The 17,550-nt window shown below is 42.9% G+C and carries 20 protein-coding genes and 1 pseudogene; 14 read left to right on the top strand and 7 right to left on the bottom strand.

Annotation, left to right across the window (positions count from 1 at the left end; genetic code table 11):
- The first annotated feature begins 27 nt into the window (after window positions 1-27).
- Window positions 28-99 (top strand): BBE domain-containing protein, encoded by a 72-nt coding sequence (locus G358_RS32710; protein WP_240480115.1) that lies wholly within the window; start codon window positions 28-30, stop codon window positions 97-99.
- A 60-nt stretch (window positions 100-159) separates the two neighbouring features.
- Here G358_RS32710 and G358_RS0127195 read toward each other — a convergent pair whose 3' ends face one another.
- Together G358_RS0127195 and G358_RS0127190 are read right to left on the bottom strand one after the other, a co-directional pair.
- Complete coding sequence (locus G358_RS0127195; RefSeq protein WP_019640426.1) at window positions 160-564, bottom strand: nuclear transport factor 2 family protein; 405 nt, start codon at window positions 562-564, stop codon at window positions 160-162.
- A 56-nt stretch (window positions 565-620) separates the two neighbouring features.
- Window positions 621-1,088, bottom strand: coding sequence for a DinB family protein (locus tag G358_RS0127190; RefSeq protein WP_019640425.1), 468 nt, complete (start codon window positions 1,086-1,088; stop codon window positions 621-623).
- Window positions 1,089-1,284: 196 nt separating this feature from the next.
- Here G358_RS0127190 and G358_RS0127185 point away from each other — a divergent pair, with 196 nt between their 5' ends.
- A complete protein-coding gene (locus G358_RS0127185; RefSeq protein ID WP_019640424.1) occupies window positions 1,285-2,184 on the top strand; it encodes a LysR family transcriptional regulator in 900 nt (299 codons plus the stop codon).
- A gap of 342 nt (window positions 2,185-2,526) precedes the next feature.
- Here G358_RS0127185 and G358_RS0127175 read toward each other — a convergent pair whose 3' ends face one another.
- Window positions 2,527-3,060, bottom strand: coding sequence for a CueP family metal-binding protein (locus tag G358_RS0127175; RefSeq protein WP_026342501.1), 534 nt, complete (start codon window positions 3,058-3,060; stop codon window positions 2,527-2,529).
- 210 nt (window positions 3,061-3,270) lie between these two features.
- Between G358_RS0127175 and G358_RS0127170 the strand changes: the two genes are divergently transcribed.
- Both G358_RS0127170 and G358_RS0127165 read left to right on the top strand, forming a co-directional pair.
- On the top strand, window positions 3,271-4,176 hold the full coding sequence (locus G358_RS0127170) for an RCC1 domain-containing protein (RefSeq protein ID WP_019640421.1): 906 nt from the start codon (window positions 3,271-3,273) through the stop codon (window positions 4,174-4,176).
- A gap of 148 nt (window positions 4,177-4,324) precedes the next feature.
- Window positions 4,325-4,960, top strand: coding sequence for a hypothetical protein (locus G358_RS0127165; RefSeq protein WP_019640420.1), 636 nt, complete (start codon window positions 4,325-4,327; stop codon window positions 4,958-4,960).
- A gap of 334 nt (window positions 4,961-5,294) precedes the next feature.
- Here the strand turns inward: G358_RS0127165 and G358_RS0127160 are convergent, their stop codons facing one another.
- Window positions 5,295-6,107, bottom strand: coding sequence for a class I SAM-dependent methyltransferase (locus G358_RS0127160; protein WP_019640419.1), 813 nt, complete (start codon window positions 6,105-6,107; stop codon window positions 5,295-5,297).
- Window positions 6,108-6,436: 329 nt separating this feature from the next.
- Here G358_RS0127160 and G358_RS0127155 point away from each other — a divergent pair, with 329 nt between their 5' ends.
- The 4 genes from G358_RS0127155 to G358_RS0127140 are packed head-to-tail and all read left to right on the top strand — an operon-like array spanning window position 6,437 to window position 8,649.
- On the top strand, window positions 6,437-6,769 hold the full coding sequence (locus tag G358_RS0127155; RefSeq protein ID WP_033404627.1) for a PadR family transcriptional regulator: 333 nt from the start codon (window positions 6,437-6,439) through the stop codon (window positions 6,767-6,769).
- Window positions 6,762-7,133 (top strand): DUF1048 domain-containing protein, encoded by a 372-nt coding sequence (locus G358_RS0127150; protein ID WP_019640417.1) that lies wholly within the window; start codon window positions 6,762-6,764, stop codon window positions 7,131-7,133. The genes G358_RS0127155 and G358_RS0127150 overlap by 8 nt, the downstream gene beginning before the upstream one ends.
- Window positions 7,130-7,891 (top strand): ABC transporter ATP-binding protein, encoded by a 762-nt coding sequence (locus G358_RS0127145; RefSeq protein ID WP_019640416.1) that lies wholly within the window; start codon window positions 7,130-7,132, stop codon window positions 7,889-7,891. Before G358_RS0127150 ends, G358_RS0127145 begins: the two co-directional genes overlap by 4 nt.
- On the top strand, window positions 7,891-8,649 hold the full coding sequence (locus tag G358_RS0127140) for an ABC transporter permease (RefSeq protein ID WP_019640415.1): 759 nt from the start codon (window positions 7,891-7,893) through the stop codon (window positions 8,647-8,649). The genes G358_RS0127145 and G358_RS0127140 overlap by 1 nt, the downstream gene beginning before the upstream one ends.
- Before the next feature lie 196 nt (window positions 8,650-8,845).
- On the opposite strand, the gene G358_RS0127135 is transcribed toward G358_RS0127140, so the two are convergent.
- Window positions 8,846-9,592, bottom strand: a complete 747-nt coding sequence (locus tag G358_RS0127135; protein ID WP_019640414.1) for an EcsC family protein — start codon at window positions 9,590-9,592, stop codon at window positions 8,846-8,848.
- 194 nt (window positions 9,593-9,786) lie between these two features.
- On the opposite strand from G358_RS0127135, the gene G358_RS0127130 reads away from it, so the two are divergent.
- The 5 genes from G358_RS0127130 (at window position 9,787) to G358_RS0127115 (ending at window position 13,873) form a co-directional block, all read left to right on the top strand.
- Entirely contained in the window at window positions 9,787-10,971 is a 1,185-nt protein-coding gene (locus G358_RS0127130; RefSeq protein ID WP_019640413.1) for a hypothetical protein, read from the top strand.
- Window positions 10,972-11,050: 79 nt separating this feature from the next.
- The gene (locus G358_RS34675) at window positions 11,051-11,284 is read left to right on the top strand and encodes a ChbG/HpnK family deacetylase (protein WP_084662910.1); all 234 of its coding nucleotides are present in this window, start codon (window positions 11,051-11,053) and stop codon (window positions 11,282-11,284) included.
- A 237-nt stretch (window positions 11,285-11,521) separates the two neighbouring features.
- Entirely contained in the window at window positions 11,522-12,085 is a 564-nt protein-coding gene (locus G358_RS0127125) for a sigma-70 family RNA polymerase sigma factor (protein ID WP_019640412.1), read from the top strand.
- Window positions 12,075-12,569, top strand: coding sequence for a DUF3600 domain-containing protein (locus tag G358_RS0127120; protein ID WP_019640411.1), 495 nt, complete (start codon window positions 12,075-12,077; stop codon window positions 12,567-12,569). Before G358_RS0127125 ends, G358_RS0127120 begins: the two co-directional genes overlap by 11 nt.
- 419 nt (window positions 12,570-12,988) lie before the next feature.
- Complete coding sequence (locus tag G358_RS0127115; RefSeq protein WP_019640410.1) at window positions 12,989-13,873, top strand: SMEK domain-containing protein; 885 nt, start codon at window positions 12,989-12,991, stop codon at window positions 13,871-13,873.
- Window positions 13,874-13,881: 8 nt separating this feature from the next.
- Here the strand turns inward: G358_RS0127115 and G358_RS0127110 are convergent, their stop codons facing one another.
- Entirely contained in the window at window positions 13,882-14,883 is a 1,002-nt protein-coding gene (locus G358_RS0127110; RefSeq protein WP_019640409.1) for an inorganic phosphate transporter, read from the bottom strand.
- 30 nt (window positions 14,884-14,913) lie between these two features.
- Window positions 14,914-15,043 (bottom strand): annotated as a pseudogene (locus G358_RS34140) (DUF47 domain-containing protein); the annotation flags it as partial.
- Window positions 15,044-15,452: 409 nt separating this feature from the next.
- Between G358_RS34140 and G358_RS30970 the strand changes: the two are divergent.
- On the top strand, window positions 15,453-17,550 hold a 2,098-nt coding region (locus tag G358_RS30970), incomplete at its 3' end, for a non-ribosomal peptide synthetase (RefSeq protein ID WP_084662909.1).

Below are 17,550 nucleotides of genomic sequence, written 5' to 3'. Positions count from 1 at the left end.
AACACAAAGTTAACTATATACGCGAGATTGAAGAGAGTAAAAGAGAAATACGATCCGCAAAATGTATTTAACAGCCCGCAGAGCATTCCACCGGCTTAACGAGGTGAAGAAAAAAGCTCCTGTATACTAACAGGAGCTTTTCTTCAGGGGGAGTATCTATTATGGGGTCTCATAATTTTTTAACGGCATACCTACGTATTCACGGAAAGAGCGGACTTGCTCTGCCTCAAACTCAAAGAAGATCACAAGCTCATTGCTAAAAAATCGCCCGTTCAACGGACCCTCCGCGTGAAACACCACCATCCCATTGTTCTCATTCTCAAGAACGACAAGTGGGATTAATTGCATCTGAAATAGAGAGCGCTCAAACTTAACCAATTCCTCGAACCGTACTTTGCCTTTCTGCTTGTGATTCCACCCCTCAAGCGGGAGCGGAACGAAGAAATGAAAATCTTCCGTGACTATCTTAAGAAAGTCGTCTGTATGTCCTCTCTCTAAAGCCTGTCTAAAAGCATCAAACGCTAAGCGAGTCCGGGATGGGGCTGAGTCTGCAGATTTCTCCATGAAAGAATCCTCCAATATAGTCTACTAGTCACTTCAATTACTGAGTTTTTCATTGGCTAACGCGATAGAGTCTTTAGCTGACTCGAAATGGTTCCTAAGTGTATGGCTTCGTGAATCAGAGCGAAGTTGAACAACTCGCCAGCGATATTGAATTGGAATGGCCCTATTTCAAATAGCGATACCAGACTTTTGTCTAGTAATTCGGGTTTCAGCTCAGAGAAACTAGACAACTGTTTCATTAACAATTGGGTCAGCTCATCCTTTGACGGCGGAGCAGTCGTCCAATCCAAGGGCTTTGTTCCAGAGTTAAACAGTTCCTCATATTGAGCGGGAATTGAAGACGGGAATCCGAAGGATAGAGTGGAGTATTTATCCATCCAAAAAATCATGTGACCGATGTTCCAGCGAATTGTATTATTGAAACCTTCGGGATGAATGTCAAACAGTTCCTCAGGGATCGCCTGCACCTGCTGCAGCACAACTTGACGTACGATTCTTGCTGTGTTGATAATCGTATCTGACATATTAACTCCCTCCTTTGTAATGAATACCGCTTGATTTGTTCCTAGTATAGGTTGCATGGAACTCTTCATCAATGCAGTCGGTATTACCAGAATGTTAAGTAAAAGTTAACGATTATCATTGACAGGAAAATAGATGATGTAATAATAATCATTAAATTGTATTCAGCGATTCACTTGAATAACAGGGGGGAGAGCAGTGGAGTTAAAACAACTACAGTATTTTATGGCTATTTGTGAAGAGCTTCATTTCACGAGAGCAGCCGAAAAAATGGGAGTCAGTGCACCCAACATCAGCCAGCAGATAAGAAGATTGGAAGAAGAATTAGGGGTGTTATTATTCGATCGTATAGGTAAAACAATTGTCCTCACAGAAGCTGGGGCGATTCTACATGAACATGGAGCTGCCGTGTTCGGGCATCTGCAACAAGCGAGCGATGCCATTGCTGATCTGAAGCAGATGCGAGGAGGATCGTTGTCCATCGGCGTCTTGCCCGGTGATGCAGATCTGGTGTTTAATGACTTGTTACTGAACTTCCATCAAACCTATCCCGCCATCTCGCTGTCCCTTCTGGAAACCACGAAAGTAACAGAACAAGTTTTGGATCGAAGCATCGATATCGGCATAACCATTGGACCAGTTATCGATGAACGTCTTACATCCATTCCCTTGTTTCACGAGGAGTTCTCATTGGCGGTAAGTACGAATGATCCTCTTGCTGCGGAAGAATTCATCTCCTTAAGCAGGCTACGAACCATGAAGATGGTCATGTTTCCCCCTGATCATCAATGTCGCAAGCTGATCGACCGATTTTGTATGGACAACGGGTTTACTCTTAAGCCGCATATGGTGACGACAACGTTATCCTCTATCCTTCAGATGGTGCAGAACGGAGTTGGTGCCTGTGTTCTGCCGCGTTTGCTACTGGTTAATCTCAACAATACAGACATCAAAGCAGTTCATTTGAGGAATCCTACACCTTCTCAGGATATTTGTCTGATCTACCGCAGCGATAGATATATCGGATACGCCATGCGCACGTTTATCAAGACCTTAAGAGCATATATCGAAACAGCTAATATTCACTCAAAATCTTGATAGACAGTAAATCTACTCAACATAAGATATGGTATACCGGTAAAGTAAGGAGGGCTTTACTGATGGAGAATCTATTGGGATTGTCTGTGACTTCCTTCACTCATGCAAAGTCTGTATTGGAAAAGCGTCACTTTGCATGGGGCGAATTTCTTTCTAACGCTGACATCTTTTGGCTCCAGTGTTTCCGATTGCGTATTATTCTCAAGAAGGCGCCAAATCAAGTGATATGCCTTACTGAAAGCTCTGGAGTTACTTTGATTTATTGTACGAAAATAAATGAATAAAGGAGCAGATTTGTCGATGACAAGTGCTCCTTTATTATTGCAGAGGATTTTCAGCCTTTTATGTCAATTGCATGGTTGTAATGCAGGTGTCGTCACTTTCAAACGTTGAAAACTTGGATTCGACAGTTCTCTCATTCTGGGTAATCGAGATGCGGTATTCTTTATCTCTCGGCAGCCATAAATCAATAAATCCATGGGAATTTGACATTAATTTTTCATCTCGTATAACGTTTCCTTCGCTATCTTCAATATATACCTCAAACTCTTTATTTACCAATTCTCCTCGGCAACCAGTCAAGCTATGGGTTGCGCAAGGATGTGTTTGTTCAATGTATGGGGCAATAGAAACAAAGAACTCATCTTTCGGCAGTGCATAGGTTAACTGAGTATTATCCTGGTTTGTAACTATTAGCTGCGTTGAATTAATTGAAGCAGATTGGTCTTCTATATTACCACTACTATATTCACTAACTAACTGTTTAATATCTTCGTCACTTTTTATGAGCCCTTTATTGTTTTCTGATTGTTGGCTTACACACCCACTTAATACAAAAATTGTGACAACACAAATAAAGAACAATTGTTTTCTCATTGAACGATTTACCTCATCTTTCATAATAATCATAATTAGTATAGATGCCGTAATTTGTATATACACTATAGATGGCATTTAGTAAATGATTTACACCTTTACAATCTGCTGAACTTTTTTGATTGCAATTGAGAAATTTGATGTGAATATGGAATCTCGCATGGAAATAGTAGATACTTATATGTACGTTTATGTTTTAGGAGGTAAGATATGGATTCTATTTCACAGAAAGAAGCGGAATTTATGATAAAACGGTGGCCTAAAGTTACTATAGCGGCAGGGCGTCGTCATTCCGTTGGGCTTAAATCGGACGGCACGGTGACCGCTGTGGGTGATAATAAATATGGCCAATGCGATGTAAATGACTGGCGCGATATGGTGGCAGTCACGGCGGGAAATGTTCATATGGCTACGAACACGGGTAACGCTCATACCATCGGGCTTAAATCAGACGGTACGGTAGTGGCCGTGGGTTGGAATGAGCATGGCCAATGCGATGTAAATGATTGGCGTGATATTGTTGCGGTAGCGGCGGGTTGGCGTCGTACTATCGGTCTTGAATCGAATGGTACGGTGGTAGCTGTGGGTCGAAATAATGAAGGCCAATGTAACGTAAGCGACTGGCGTGATATGGTGGCAGTCGCAGCAGGTGACTGGCATACTGTCGGGCTTAGGTCGGACGGTACGGTAGCGGCTGTGGGCATTAATCGGTATGGCCAACGCAATGTAAGTGATTGGACTAACATCATGGCGGTAGCGGCGGGTTATCTCCATACTGTCGGTCTTCAATCAGATGGCACGGTGGTAGCTATGGGTTTGAATAAGCATGACCAATGCGATGTAAGCGGATGGAGCGGTATTGTGGCGATATCGGCGGGGAGTTATCATACCATCGGTCTTAATCCAGACGGTATGGTGGTAGCTGTGGGTTGGAATGAACAGGGCCAATGCGATGTAAGCAGCTGGCGGGATATTGTGGCGGTAGCGGCAGGTTGCACTCATACTATCGGTCTTAAATCGGATGGCACGGTGGTGGCAGTGGGAAGTAATGAATTTGGCCAATGTGATGTAGGCGGCTGGTATGGTATCCAAATACCCAGTAATGCGTCGGGGTGAATTGGGTAAACCACCAAGTAATATAAATCATAAAATGATTCGTAGATAATAACATATCGTTGCAACATAAGGCAGTGGTAGATCGTTGATTTATTGTACACATAGAATATGCAGACCCGTAGTGTCAAGATCAAAAGGAGCGATCAAATTGAAAAATCGGTATCCCCTTTGGATAAGCATTCCCTTTGTCGTCTTGGTTTTCATACTTTCCGCTTGTACAGGAGAAACAGAGTCTTCAGCTCCCCCGGAAACAGCAGCGCCAGAAACTGAATCGGCTTCATCCCCTTTATCCGGGCAGGAGCCAGTCGAAGAGGCAACTCGCCCAGAAACCGAGAGCTTTGAGCTGATGACGACCGAGGGAAATCAATCATTGGAGGCGGTCCTGCATCAGGGTGAAGGATTTTCCTTGTATGTCTTTGAAAAATTTGCATTTGATGCAGCTGCGGGCCGCTTATCTTTAAGCAGCAATCCGGATTATTATGTGGACATTGAACCGCTGCCTTCCGATTATGATTCGGCTCAGCTTAAAGCTGCGGGTAAGGAAGAGTTAAGTCAATTCGGAGAGGTATCCGATTACAGCGGCGAGTTGGTTGAACATCCTCTTGTTTCCACAGAACTATACCTTCAAGCTTCCGGAGCGGAAGGCATAAGCGATTATATAGTGTGGGCATCAGAAACAGGGGCCGTTTTTCTGTTCCGCATTCATAATCCGAAAGGCGAGGACGCTTCCGATTTCGCCGGACCGGTTCTTATTTCACTATCTACCGTACTAAGTGATACGTAATTAGGGAAAGCCACCGTCCGATGGGATCGACTGCAAATGTGCATTGACCGGATACTGGTATTTGATCAAGGCGAAATCGTTGAGGATGGCTCACACGCTAACTTAATCAGGCAAGACGGAAGATACAGCCGGATGTACAAGAAGCAGACTAAGCAATATGTATAGCGGCCGCTTTGCGCCCGTCATAACCGTTTTCCAGAAAAGCCTTCATTTTTAAGTGAGTCTGCCTTACAGCAGACTCTTTCCAGAACGGACAATTAGCTGAAGCTGTCGCCTCCAGGTACTTATAACTTACCAAGTTATATTATTAAGGTACATTGGATTATATAGTATACTAGTGTTTTCTTGCTTTGAATACAAAAGTTACAGGAAGCATCTTCGCTTTTTTTGCAAATTCATTGTTATCTCCACAAGATTGTATTATTTCCTCATCAGATTGTTCAATCATTTGCTCAATGACAAATCCCGCTTTTGAGAGCGCATTTACATAGGTTGATAGTTTACGGTCCGATAATGTCAGCGTGCCTTCATTGAGAGACACCGAATACCAAGATTCATCGAAATAATTTTTTTTAAAAGCAAGCGTATTATTTTCTGCAACAACACATTTGTGTATAGGGTGAGACCAACTGAAAATAAATACGCCGTCTTTTTTTAGGTAAGAAGCAATCCGGGAAAAAGTACCCTCAAGGTCGGTGGTCCAGCCTATGGCATAAATCGAATAAACAAAGTCAAAATAATCCTTAGGTATGCCGCATTCTTCTTCCATGGGAGAACAGACCAATTGCGCTGTAAGACCGCACGCCGTCAAATGCTGCCTTGTCTTTTCGATTTGGTTTTCTGATATATCCATACCCCACAGTTCAGATGCTTTGCGTTCCCCGTGATATTGCAAGGATTGACCGCTTCCACAGCCGATCTCCAGCAGCTTTTTTCCTGAGACATCACCAAAAAGCTGGCACTTTTCTTCTGAGACAAATGCTCCATATAGAGGAAGTGAGGTCGCCCCTAAGATTTCATTTCCTTTTGTGTCCCAAAAGTTGCTGTTCATTTTATGAATAGAATGCTTATCCATATCGACCGAGATAGCGCTGCCAACCTCGCCAGCGCCTATAATGTTTGTTCTATTAACAGAATTGTTGTCCATGCCGATGCCCTCCCGAAATATAAATAATATGAGCCTAAACGTATATTCCGACTTGCACATTATCCTAATAACACACATCGATAACGAACACATGTGCTGTTTCATCCATAATAATGTATCATTTTCCCATGAACAAATCTATCCCAAATGTTCCACCTACTTTTTCAACTTCCTTAAATTCAGGTTCATAGCGTACCGTAATCGCTTATCTAAGATGAAATTCATTATCAGAACAATCGCTTTGACAAACTCAACTACTTAGTGTTACTATATAGCAGTAGTTAGTAGTACTGAATATCGGCCATACTGAATAGCAAGGAGTGATTGTGCTGGAAAACCTAACAGAAATGCTCAAAGGTGTGCTTGAAGGCTGCGTCCTTGAAATTATAAGCCGCAAAGAAACCTACGGCTACGAAATCACGCGGCGGCTGAACGCCCTCGGCTTCACAGATGTTGTGGAGGGAACAGTGTACACCATATTGCTCCGGCTTGAAAAAAACAAGCTGGTACATGTCGCTAAAAAGCCATCTGACAAGGGTCCTCCGCGAAACTTTTTTACTCTCAACGACGCGGGGCGCGAGGAACTGCGTCAGTTCTGGGAAAAATGGGAGTTCGTCGCATCGAAAATCAATCAATTAAAGGAGGAGCAATCAGATGTCTGAGTTTTTCGACAACTATTTGAATATCAAAAAAATGATTGAGAGCAAGCGCGAGTACAAGCAACAGATGGCAAGGGTGGCGGTTCTGCCAAAAGACTATCAGTACGTATTTAAGAAAATCCAGGGACACATGTGGATGTTCGCGGCAGGATACGGCTATGACATGATGAAGATCCATTATGGCCTGATAGAGCTGTTCGAGGCCGGCGCGGCGGACGGCAAGCATGTTCTGGAGATTACAGGTGAGGACGTGGCCGCGTTCTGCGACGAGCTTCTGCGCAGCTCCGAGACATACACGGAAAACTGGCGCGAGGCGTTAAATCGCGACATACTGAAAAAACTCGGAAGGGGGAAGGATTCAAGGTGACAGAAACCGCAATTCAAGTGAAAGATTTAAGAAAATCGTTCAAAGATACGGAAGTCCTGAAAGGCGTTGATATCGAGGTGCGGCGCGGCGAAATTTTCGCACTGCTCGGCTCCAACGGCGCGGGAAAAACCACGACCGTCAAAATTCTCTCAACGCTTCTTAGGCCTGATGGCGGCACAGCGAGCGTCTGCGGCTTTGACGTCCAACGCCAGCCGGGCAAGGTGCAGCAATCCATTAGCCTGACGGGACAATTCGCTGCAGTGGACGGTATTCTTACCGGGCGGGAAAACCTTGTTCTTATTGCTAAATTGCGCAGTATTTCTGATCCCGCCCAAGTTGCCGACAGCCTGCTTGAACGTTTTGGACTCCGCGATGCGGCCAATCGACGGGCTGGAACGTATTCCGGCGGCATGACGCGCAGGCTCGATATAGCAATGAGCCTCGTGGGAACGCCCCCCGTCATATTCCTTGACGAGCCGACGACCGGGCTTGACCCGGAGGGACGGCTTGAAGTCTGGAAAACCATTAAGGAACTTGCCAGCAGCGGCGTGACGATTCTGCTGACTACGCAGTATTTGGAAGAAGCGGAGCAGCTTGCTGACAAAATCGCAATCTTGCACGGGGGTAAGATCATCGCAAACGGGACGCTTGAGGAATTAAAAAAGCTGTTCCCGCCCGCGCAAGTCGAATACATCGAAAAACAGCCGTCGTTGGAGGAAATATTTCTTGCAATCATTGGCAAAAAGGAGGGCAATTAATGAAGAACAAAACAGGCGTTCTGTTCGGGCGCTCCATGCGCCACATTCTACGCAGCCCGGATACGATTATTACGGTCGCAATTGTACCGATCATGATGATGTTGTTATTCGTCTACGTATTCGGTGGTGCGATAAAAACGAGCATGGACGAAAATGTGAACTATGTGAGTTATTTGCTGCCGGGTGTGCTGCTGATGGCTATCGCCAGCGGCATATCCTACACCGCTTTACGGCTGTTTATGGATGTACGGGGAGGACTTTTTGCGCGGTTTAGTTCCATGCCTATAAAACGCTCGTCGATGCTGTGGGGGCATGTGCTGACCTCGCTTGTTTCCAATGCGATTTCTGTCGTTGTAATTATCCTTATTGCCCTTATTATAGGATTCCGTTCCAGCGCGGGCATCCTCTCCTGGCTTGCCATAGCGGGGATAATCTCGCTGTTCACGCTGGCGCTGACATGGGTCGCGGTCCTGCCGGGCCTCACGGCAAAATCCATGGAAGGGGCGACCGCATTCTCTTACCCGATAGTATTCCTGCCGTTTATCAGCTCCGCTTTTACCCCGACCGAAACCATGCCAGCCGCCGTCCGCGTGTTTGCCGAAAATCAGCCTGTATCTTCCATAATCGAAACGGTGCGCTCGTTGCTGAATTCCGAGCCTGTCGGCAATAATATTTGGATTGCTCTCGCATGGTGCTTAGGGATACTGATCGTCGCATATATGTTTGCGATGCGCGCATACAAACAGAAAATAGCTTAATGTTTACAGGGATTAAAAACAGAATTGAAATATTCCTTAAACTTAGAGCAGAAATCTATCGCGTAGGGGAATACGAACGGATTTGCTCTATGAATCGATCATATCCGCTAAACCTAAAGGCAGCTCATCCCTATGATGAGCTGCCATTGTTGTTAAGCAACCATACCTCTTGAACTTTATGGCGGCAGAGAGAAGACTATCCCATAACCACAAAATCATCGTGCAGTCGGCGGAGTCGGTACGCGTTCATGGCGAATTCGCGCAGCTCCTCGAGAATGGTGTAATTTGCCCATGCGCCTGCGAAAGCGCCGATCCCTGGCAGCATCTGCAGCAACTTCCGGAAGTCGATGGCGTCGCGGTACTCGATTTGGAATGTCTCCCAGTCCATATTACGGGAGTATTCGGCGTCGGAGAGCCATTGTTCTTTTTCATTATGCCAATTTTTGATAGAGGAGAGCAGCCTCGCACGATTTTCCGGCCCCGAAAACGTCATTTGAAATACTTTGAGAATGAACACCCGCTCAGAAAAATGTTTGGTGTCATAGCCATAAACATGCGCTAGCTCGAACAAAAATTTCATCTTAATCGCAATTAACGCCGGAAAGTCTACCATGCTAAGCACAATGCCGCCTGCTCCAGTGCCGGCACCTTCGGCAACCGCGATTTTTTGGTACAAAGCAAACAACTCTTTCGCTTCTTGATCGGCAGCCTCGAGCTCAGGAGAATACTTTACCGAACGGCTAGGCGTATATTCCGCGCCGAACAAGGCCGTGCGCACGATCGATCGGATGGTGGTCGTAATGATGTCGTGTACCTTCGGGGGAATGAAGTGGTTTATTCGATTTCCGATTGTTTTCGATGTTTTTTCCAGCCATCCCGGCGGTTTGAACATTTTTTGTTCCCAGCCGGCAATTTCCCTCCGTATTTTATGTTCGTAATTCATCAACCATCGCTCCTCCAAGAAAACTTGGTTATATTTTAACGAAATCCTCAGTGATTTGGAACAGACCGCGGGAGGTAGAAGGCCTCGACTAAAGTCCAGTTTCATACGGGTCGAGGAAACAAAAGGATAGGTTGACAAGCTAGGGTTATTTTGGAAAATGGAATTATGAGTTTATAAACCTAGGAGGTATTCGTATGGGGAAGCGTTATTTATTCATATTTTTAGCTTTTGTTGTCGCAATCTCCTTAATGCCAGGGATTAGCCATGCAGCAAAAAAACACAAGGTGATCATGGTTAAGAATGGTGAAGAGATCCCATTTAACGGCGATACGTTCTACCGTAATAATCGCCTCTATTTACCGTTGTCGGAAATAAGCAAGACCACTGGCGTAACGTTTAAACAGCAAGACAACAACAGCTATACGTTGGAATACAGCGACATCATCAGCGAAGGGCTGGTTGAATTATTTGTTGATAAGGTTCCATATATTGACCTTCAGCAGTTTTCAGACAAGCTTGAAATAGAACTCAAGACAGATTGGGTCCATAACTACTACTACTTGATTATGGATGAGGCTTCGCGTGAGGATCAGGGTATTCAGGAGATGGAGAACATTTTCGGATTTAAAGTGAATTACACGAGATACAGGACACATTACGAAACAGACTCTCGATTTACTTTTAGCAGAGGGCCGTATGATGTCTTAGGAAATGACTATACACAACTTAGTCTAGACATAAATTTAGACCTGGAAAATGCAAATTTACAGAAGCAATATAGCGATGTTGAAAAAATCATGAGGCAAAAAATTAACGGTAAAGTCGTAGATTCCATCATGAATTACTTGAGATATAACATGAAAGGGGAGAAGAATGAATCAAAAGACTTTAAAGACAACAACTATGTCATAAGTGTGTTCTCGTCCTATAATTACAACACACATGATTATTCTAATAAATCAATAAATATATTTAAAAAACCTTCATCTATCATATTAAAAAAAGAAAATGTTCACGGTTTTACAATTACATACGATAAAAATTCACGCTATACGAAAAATCGTTTAACTATCATGGATGGACCCTTTGAAAGCGAGGAAGGGCAAGATGGCCGTTTGTTCATGATCGGTGTAGCTTATGATGAAAAAACAAGCAATTTTTCTACTCAATGTGCGGAAACCAGTATCATCTTAAAACAACATCTTGATCCTAAGGTAGTAGACGAAATCATAAAGCAAGTGAAGTTGGTGGATAAGAACTCTAACACAGGAAAGCTTGGATTCTCGACACCACTAAAGGAATTTAAATCAGGTTCTTACCGAGTCGCTGTTAGTAACGGCCCCCATTACGGTGTTGAAATTGTAATCTATAAAAAGTGAATTTGCCTCATTCATTCGACGCCATTACATCAACATGAATAATGGTACCGGCAGATGATGCTCACGATGCAGCGCTACGATGTACAAAAGCTCATTGAATGTCGGAATACATATTACTTTGACCAGTCACAAAAGTCGTTACTATAAAACAGTAAGTAAACTGAAGAATTTCTCTAGTCTAACCAATGAACATGGATACTTCTACGATGAGGGATCCGATTTTGAAAAAAATGCAAACCCAGATGAAGTAAGAATAGAAGTCGAGGCCCAAATTCAGTCGGCTATTTCATTTATCACAATCGCGATTTTTTGAAGTTATTTTTGACTTATGCAAAAGGTACGCGCTTCCATTTTGTTTACCTGTCAAGATACTGGAACACCCAAGTTTTAGCTCAGAACAAAAAAGATGTTTAGACAAAGGATTCATTTAGCAAAAAAGAGTTAATAAAGCAAATAAAATGACGAGTTCCGTAAAAAGTTTATTTTCTTACTGAACCTTTTTCCGCTTGGGAGCGAATTAATAGTTGTAACACGTTCAGGAGGGGCCCCCATGAATGATAAAGAGTTACTTCCGTGGCTTGAGAAAGCGACGCTCGGCGATGAGTCAGCCTTTCAGCTTGTCTATCAGGCGACTCACCAAGACGTCTATCGGACAGTTGCTTTTCTCGTCTACAACAAACAGGACATTGAGGATATCGTGAATGAAGTTTACATGCACATGTGGCGGTCGTTTCACAAGTACGATCCGAATCGGCCGGTCCGGTTTTGGTTGCACGGGATTACTGTCCGTCTTGTCCAGGATTGGAAAAGAAAGACCTGGCGGCGAATTCGTCTCTTTGAACGAAACCGCCAGATGACATGTGAACAGTTCGAATGGACGGACAAAGCTGTCCTGCAGTCCGAAATGCAGTATGAGCTGTTCAGCCTTGTTCGCCAGTTGTCGTACAAACTACGAGTGGTCGTCATCCTGCGCTATTTTCACGATTATGCTCTGGACGAAATCGCAGACATTCTGCAGATCCCCGTTGGCACAGTGAAATCCAGGCATCATCTGGCACTGAAAGAACTCCGGAAACGATTTGAAATGACGGGAGGAGATGCGTATGTCCATTGACAAGGATTTGCGTGAAGAGCTTCGCCAGGTGGCGGATTCGATGCACTGCCCACCCGATTTGTATGAACGCGTCCAACAGTCCTATCAACACTATGTGAATGGAAAGAGAGGTAGATTTTCGATGAAAAAACGCATACTCACAGGTATTATCGCAGCAGCAATCCTGATTCCGTCTGCCGTATTTGCTTCTTCCTATCTTGCCGATGAAATATTCGGTTCCGTTGAAACCATTGAACAGCACGGCGGTTCACAGGAAAGTTATCAAGAGATAGAGGAAATGCTTCAAGCAGCAAAAGGCAAGCTGACGGAAGACGAATTTGAGGAGTATACAGAGTTGTTCAAGCAGATGGTGCAACTAAAGCTGAAGATGACCGATGAAAAAGGAATCAAACATGAGGAAAAGCTGACCAAAGAAGAACAGCAGCAGTTTGAGCAGCTCGGCTCCAAGCTGGCTCCGTACTTCGAGAAGATTAACGGAGATTAACGGAACCGCCAAGCCGCAAACAAAATGAAACAGGGACCCGTCCGAGGTGGATGGGTCCCTGTTTTCTCGTCCAGGGAGCTTATGGCTATGAGCCTTGTATTATGACAGAGCCAGGAATAATAACGTTGTCTTCACATATGATTGTATGCAAATCCCCTCTTTTAGGGGATACCATATGGTATAATTTTCTTCAAATATAATTATATGGGAGTTAGATCATATATGAGCGTAAAAATAGCAGACAATGTAAAAGGATTGAAAATCAATGAATTGCTGCAAGATTGCATTGTAGCTTAGGGAGGGGAGGTGGTAGCTTGTGACCTGCAGATTGGTTCAGGCCTTGCGCGGATGTAATAAAAATTCATAACTAAATTACACGATTTAGTCTCCTAGGAGAGAAAAGATAGGGAGTCGAGATTATGTTAAATCGGCAAGAACTAAGCAAACGTGTCCTTGAGTGTGTTGGTTGGCTAAAAAATTATATAGAACTAAACAATGTTAATAGACTAAATGACATTAACAAATATTGCGAGGATTTCCTTGTTCCAGTTCTTAATTTAACTTATGATATGCGTTTAATGAATTTGAACCAAATAAAAGTTGATTTTCCTGCCGTTGATTTAGGAGACTTTGATTCTCGTATTTGTTATCAAGTGACCTCGACGAATGAAATTAGAAAGATAGAAGAAACGTTAAAAATATTTCAAAAAAAGGCTCTTTATAAGGATTTTGATGAGATTAATGTATTTATTCTAGGGAACAAATCAGGTCATAGGAAGCAACTAAAATACGAAGAATTTCCTTTTGATTACAAGAAAAATATAAAAGACCTAAATGACCTATCATCAGATATTTTAAAGAAAGATACACCTAGACTCAAGGAAATTGTGGACTTGTTGGATAGAGAAGTACGGATTAGTCCCAATATGGATAACCAAATCGAGCTTTTAATAAAGGACGAATTAAATTCTAATTTCGCAAATTTATTTAGACAGAAGGTCTCTTATATCGGGGGAGACATAAGGTTAAGAGATATATTAAACGTTATAACTCCTGATGACTTTGGAACTGAGAAATTGCATTTTATGTTACTATTTATGAGGATGGAGACAACTGTCTATGATAAACATGAGCAATTGATATTAGATAACCCATCCGAATATACTAGGAAAATTATTGAAATATATAATCAGTTTAAAAAACTGAACAAGTATGATGATTTGTTCCATATGAGAAGAGACGAATACAGGGATCTTGTTCGAGTTCTTGGCCCTATATTAAATAATATTGAGGTGAAATTTTAAAAAGTACATTATGGAAGAAACAAACTAAGAAGCCAATAGATCAATGCCGACAACACAGCTGCCGCTGGAATCGTAATGATCCATGTGCGAACAATTTTGCTGGCCGTATCCCATTTGACGCTGGAAAAACGTTTTGCAGAACCCACGCCCAGAATTGAAGAAGTTATCGCATGCGACGAACTAACAGGATAATGCATTAACGTTAATGCCAGCATAACCGATGCGGAGCTGAGATCCGCAGAAAATCCATGAATCGGCTCAATTTTGAATATTTTTGTCCCCACCGTCTTGATAATTTTCCAACCTCCGACTGAGGTGCCGAGCGCCATAACGATCGCCGTGCTCACTTTAACCCAGAAGGGGACTTCCAATTCTGTCAGGTTACCGGAAGCGACCAGCGCCATCGTAATGATGCCCATCGTTTTCTGAGCATCATTTGTGCCATGGGTAAACGCCTGATACGCAGCGGTGAACCTTTGTCCGGTACGGAACCACTTATTTGTAAGATGAGGACTGGCATTTGCAAAGAGGATTTTTAAAAGAGACATAATGCAAAAACCGACGATAAAAGCAATGACTGGTGATAAAATCAGCCACAGCACGATTTCTGTAAATCCGCTAGCATTGATGCCGTTCCAGCCGTTTGAAGCAACTGCTGCTCCAGCAAGTGCACCAATCAAGGCGTGCGACGAAGATGAGGGTATTCCTCTCCACCAGGTAATAAGGTTCCAGACGATCGCGGCGATTAGCGTAGCAATGATAACCGTTAGACCGTGCTCCAGCTTGAACGGGTTAGTCACTTTGCCACCGATCGTCTTGGCTACACCGGTAAATAAGAGTGCGCCAATCATATTCATGACCGACGCGAGGATAATTGCTTTTCGCGGACTCAACGCACGGGTTGATACAGAAGTGGCGATGGCATTTGCTGTATCGTGGAACCCGTTAATAAAATCAAAACTGAGGGCAAGCACTACGATAATGATAACTAGTAATAGGTTTATTTCCATATATGTATCTTTCCCCTTGCGAAGTTAATATTATGAATTGCGCATGATGATTATCAGCAACGTGTTGGCCACATCTTCGCAGGAATCGGTTGTTTCCTCTAAGCGCTCGGTAAATCTCCTTGAAGTTGATTAGATCGATGGGATTCTTCACATTCTGAAATCAGTGATGGATACCAAGGTGTCCGCCAATTCCTCAAGTGTCTTGAAAATATTATTTTCTGCTTACAGATTGAAACTCTTCTTCCCGGTTAAATATTCCAATATGTTGAAAATAATCACAATCTTATCATAAGTTTAACAGGATGGATATAGGATGAAAGTAAATTTTTGATATTTTATCTAAAAATAATTTAAATAAGTACTTAACTCTTTTTAATTCTACAAATTTCTGCAACTCAGGTGGTTAACCCCCGCTTCTATAATAACCCATTTTATCTCATTATTTGACACTAAAACTTTTGAATGGTAATTTTAGCTATTATATTAATTTTTCGTAATTTTAAGTTTAGAAGAGAGGGGATTGTAGACATGTAGTTTAGGTGAAATTCTTTATAAGGAGAGATAATGGAATGAATGTGAATGGGGTCAGATTATTTCCACTAACGAATGCTCAGCTAAGACTATGGTATACAGAATTACTATATCCGAATACAACTTTAGGGACGCTTTCGGCCACAGTCTTCATCCAAGGCAAAATAAAAATTGATATATTACAAGAATCCATTCGTTTAGTTATCCAGCAAAATGAGGCTTTACGAACCCGTATTGTAGAGCATAGTGGCGAACCTAAGCAATATGTTGAGCCTTATGCAGAGAGGGAAATCGAATTCCAGGACTTCTCAGAATTACATAATAAGAACGATGCTGAGGAATGGTTGGATCTATATAATAGGAAGCCAATTGAACTGATTCAATCTGAACTATTTGAGTTTGTTTTGTTTAAAATGTCGAATCATCAATACGGGTACAACTTTAAGATTCATCATATTGTATCTGATGGCATTTCCATGAATCTCGTAGGGAATCAGATTGCCCAAAACTATACTGCGTTAATAAACGAAACGTGGACTGCAGGAGATCAAATAGAATCTTATTTCGATTATATAATCACAGAACAAGAGTATTTGAATTCGCAGCGATATCAAAAAGATAGAGCATATTGGTTAGATAAGTTTCAAACTATACCTGATGTCATCAGTATAAAACCATTTAATCCTCTGTCGTCAGATACCGTAGCAAAAAGAAATAATGTTATTATAAACAGCGAACTTTATAGCGCTTTCACGGCATTTTGTCAGCAGAATAAGATTAGTATGTTTACTTTTTTCTTATCTGCTTTCTACATTTATGTGCATAAAGTTACGAATCAGAATGATATCGCGATCGGAACCGTGTATGCAAATCGAACGACGAAGAAAGAGAAAGAAACGGTTGGAATGTTCGCCAGTACGGCAGCAACAAGGCTTTTCGTAGATCCGGAAACGGATTTATTTTCTTTTTTGCAGCGGGTCGCTAAGGAACAGAGTGCCATTTTACGTCATCAAAAATATCCCTATAATCAATTAATTCAAGATATAAGGGAACACAGCGGCAGTAAAGACCTCAATCGATTATTTGGAATTGCAGTAGAATATCAACTGCTCACTTTACTCGATGTAGGTCAGATGAAAATTCAAAGTAGAGTCAATTTCTGCGGCCATGAAGGAAATGATTTGACACTTCATATTAAGGAAATTTTGAATGATCAGCTTATCATTCTCGACGTACATTATCGATCCTGCCTATTCTCTGAGGACGAAGTTCAGCGAATGCTCGAACAGATTATAATGATTGCGGAAAAAATGATTCGTTATCCCCACCATCAAATAACTGAGGTTTCCCTATTAAGCATCGAAGAGAAAAATACAATTTTGAACAAGTTCAATGCTTCCGCAGCCGAATATCCGCGGGAGAAGACCGTTCATCAGTTGTTCGAAGAACAGGTTGAGCGAACGCAGGACAAAGCAGCTGTTATCTACGAAGGCAGCCAGCTGACGTATCGCGAGTTGAACGAAAGAGCAAATCAGCTGGCGCGGACACTACGGGCGAGAGGTGTGCAAGTGGATGATCGGGTGGCGATCATGGCTGAGCGCTCATTGGAGATGATCGTCGGTATATTCGGGATTTTGAAAGCGGGTGGCGCGTATGTTCCTATCGATCCGGAGTATCCGGCGGAGCGTATTCGTTACATGCTTGAGGATTCCGGGGCCAAACTGGTGCTGTCGCAGCGCTGTCTTCAAGACCGGATTTCGTATGTCGGAGATACCCTCTTCCTGGACGAGTCAATATACGATACGGATAGTTCGAACCTGACTCCGCTTGCAGGCCCTGATCATCTGGCGTATGTCATTTACACGTCGGGATCGACTGGACAACCCAAAGGGGTGCTTACAACCCAGCAAAATATTGTTCGGACGGTCGTGAATAATCATTACTTGACGATAACGCCGGAGGATCGGATTCTCCAGCTATCCAATTATGCTTTCGACGGATCGGCATTCGATATTTTCGGTGCCTTGTTGAACGGAGCTTTGCTCGTTCTCATACGAAAAGAGCACATATTGGATATTGCGGCTTTGTCGCAAATTCTAAAAGAAGAGAAGATTACGATTTTCTTCCTGACAACAG

The organism is Paenibacillus fonticola DSM 21315 (genome assembly GCF_000381905.1).
In the GTDB taxonomy this organism is placed as follows: Bacteria; Bacillota; Bacilli; order Paenibacillales; family Paenibacillaceae; genus Fontibacillus; species Fontibacillus fonticola.
Note: the sequence above shows the minus strand (reverse complement) of the source record. Positions and strands in the feature narration are given on the sequence as shown.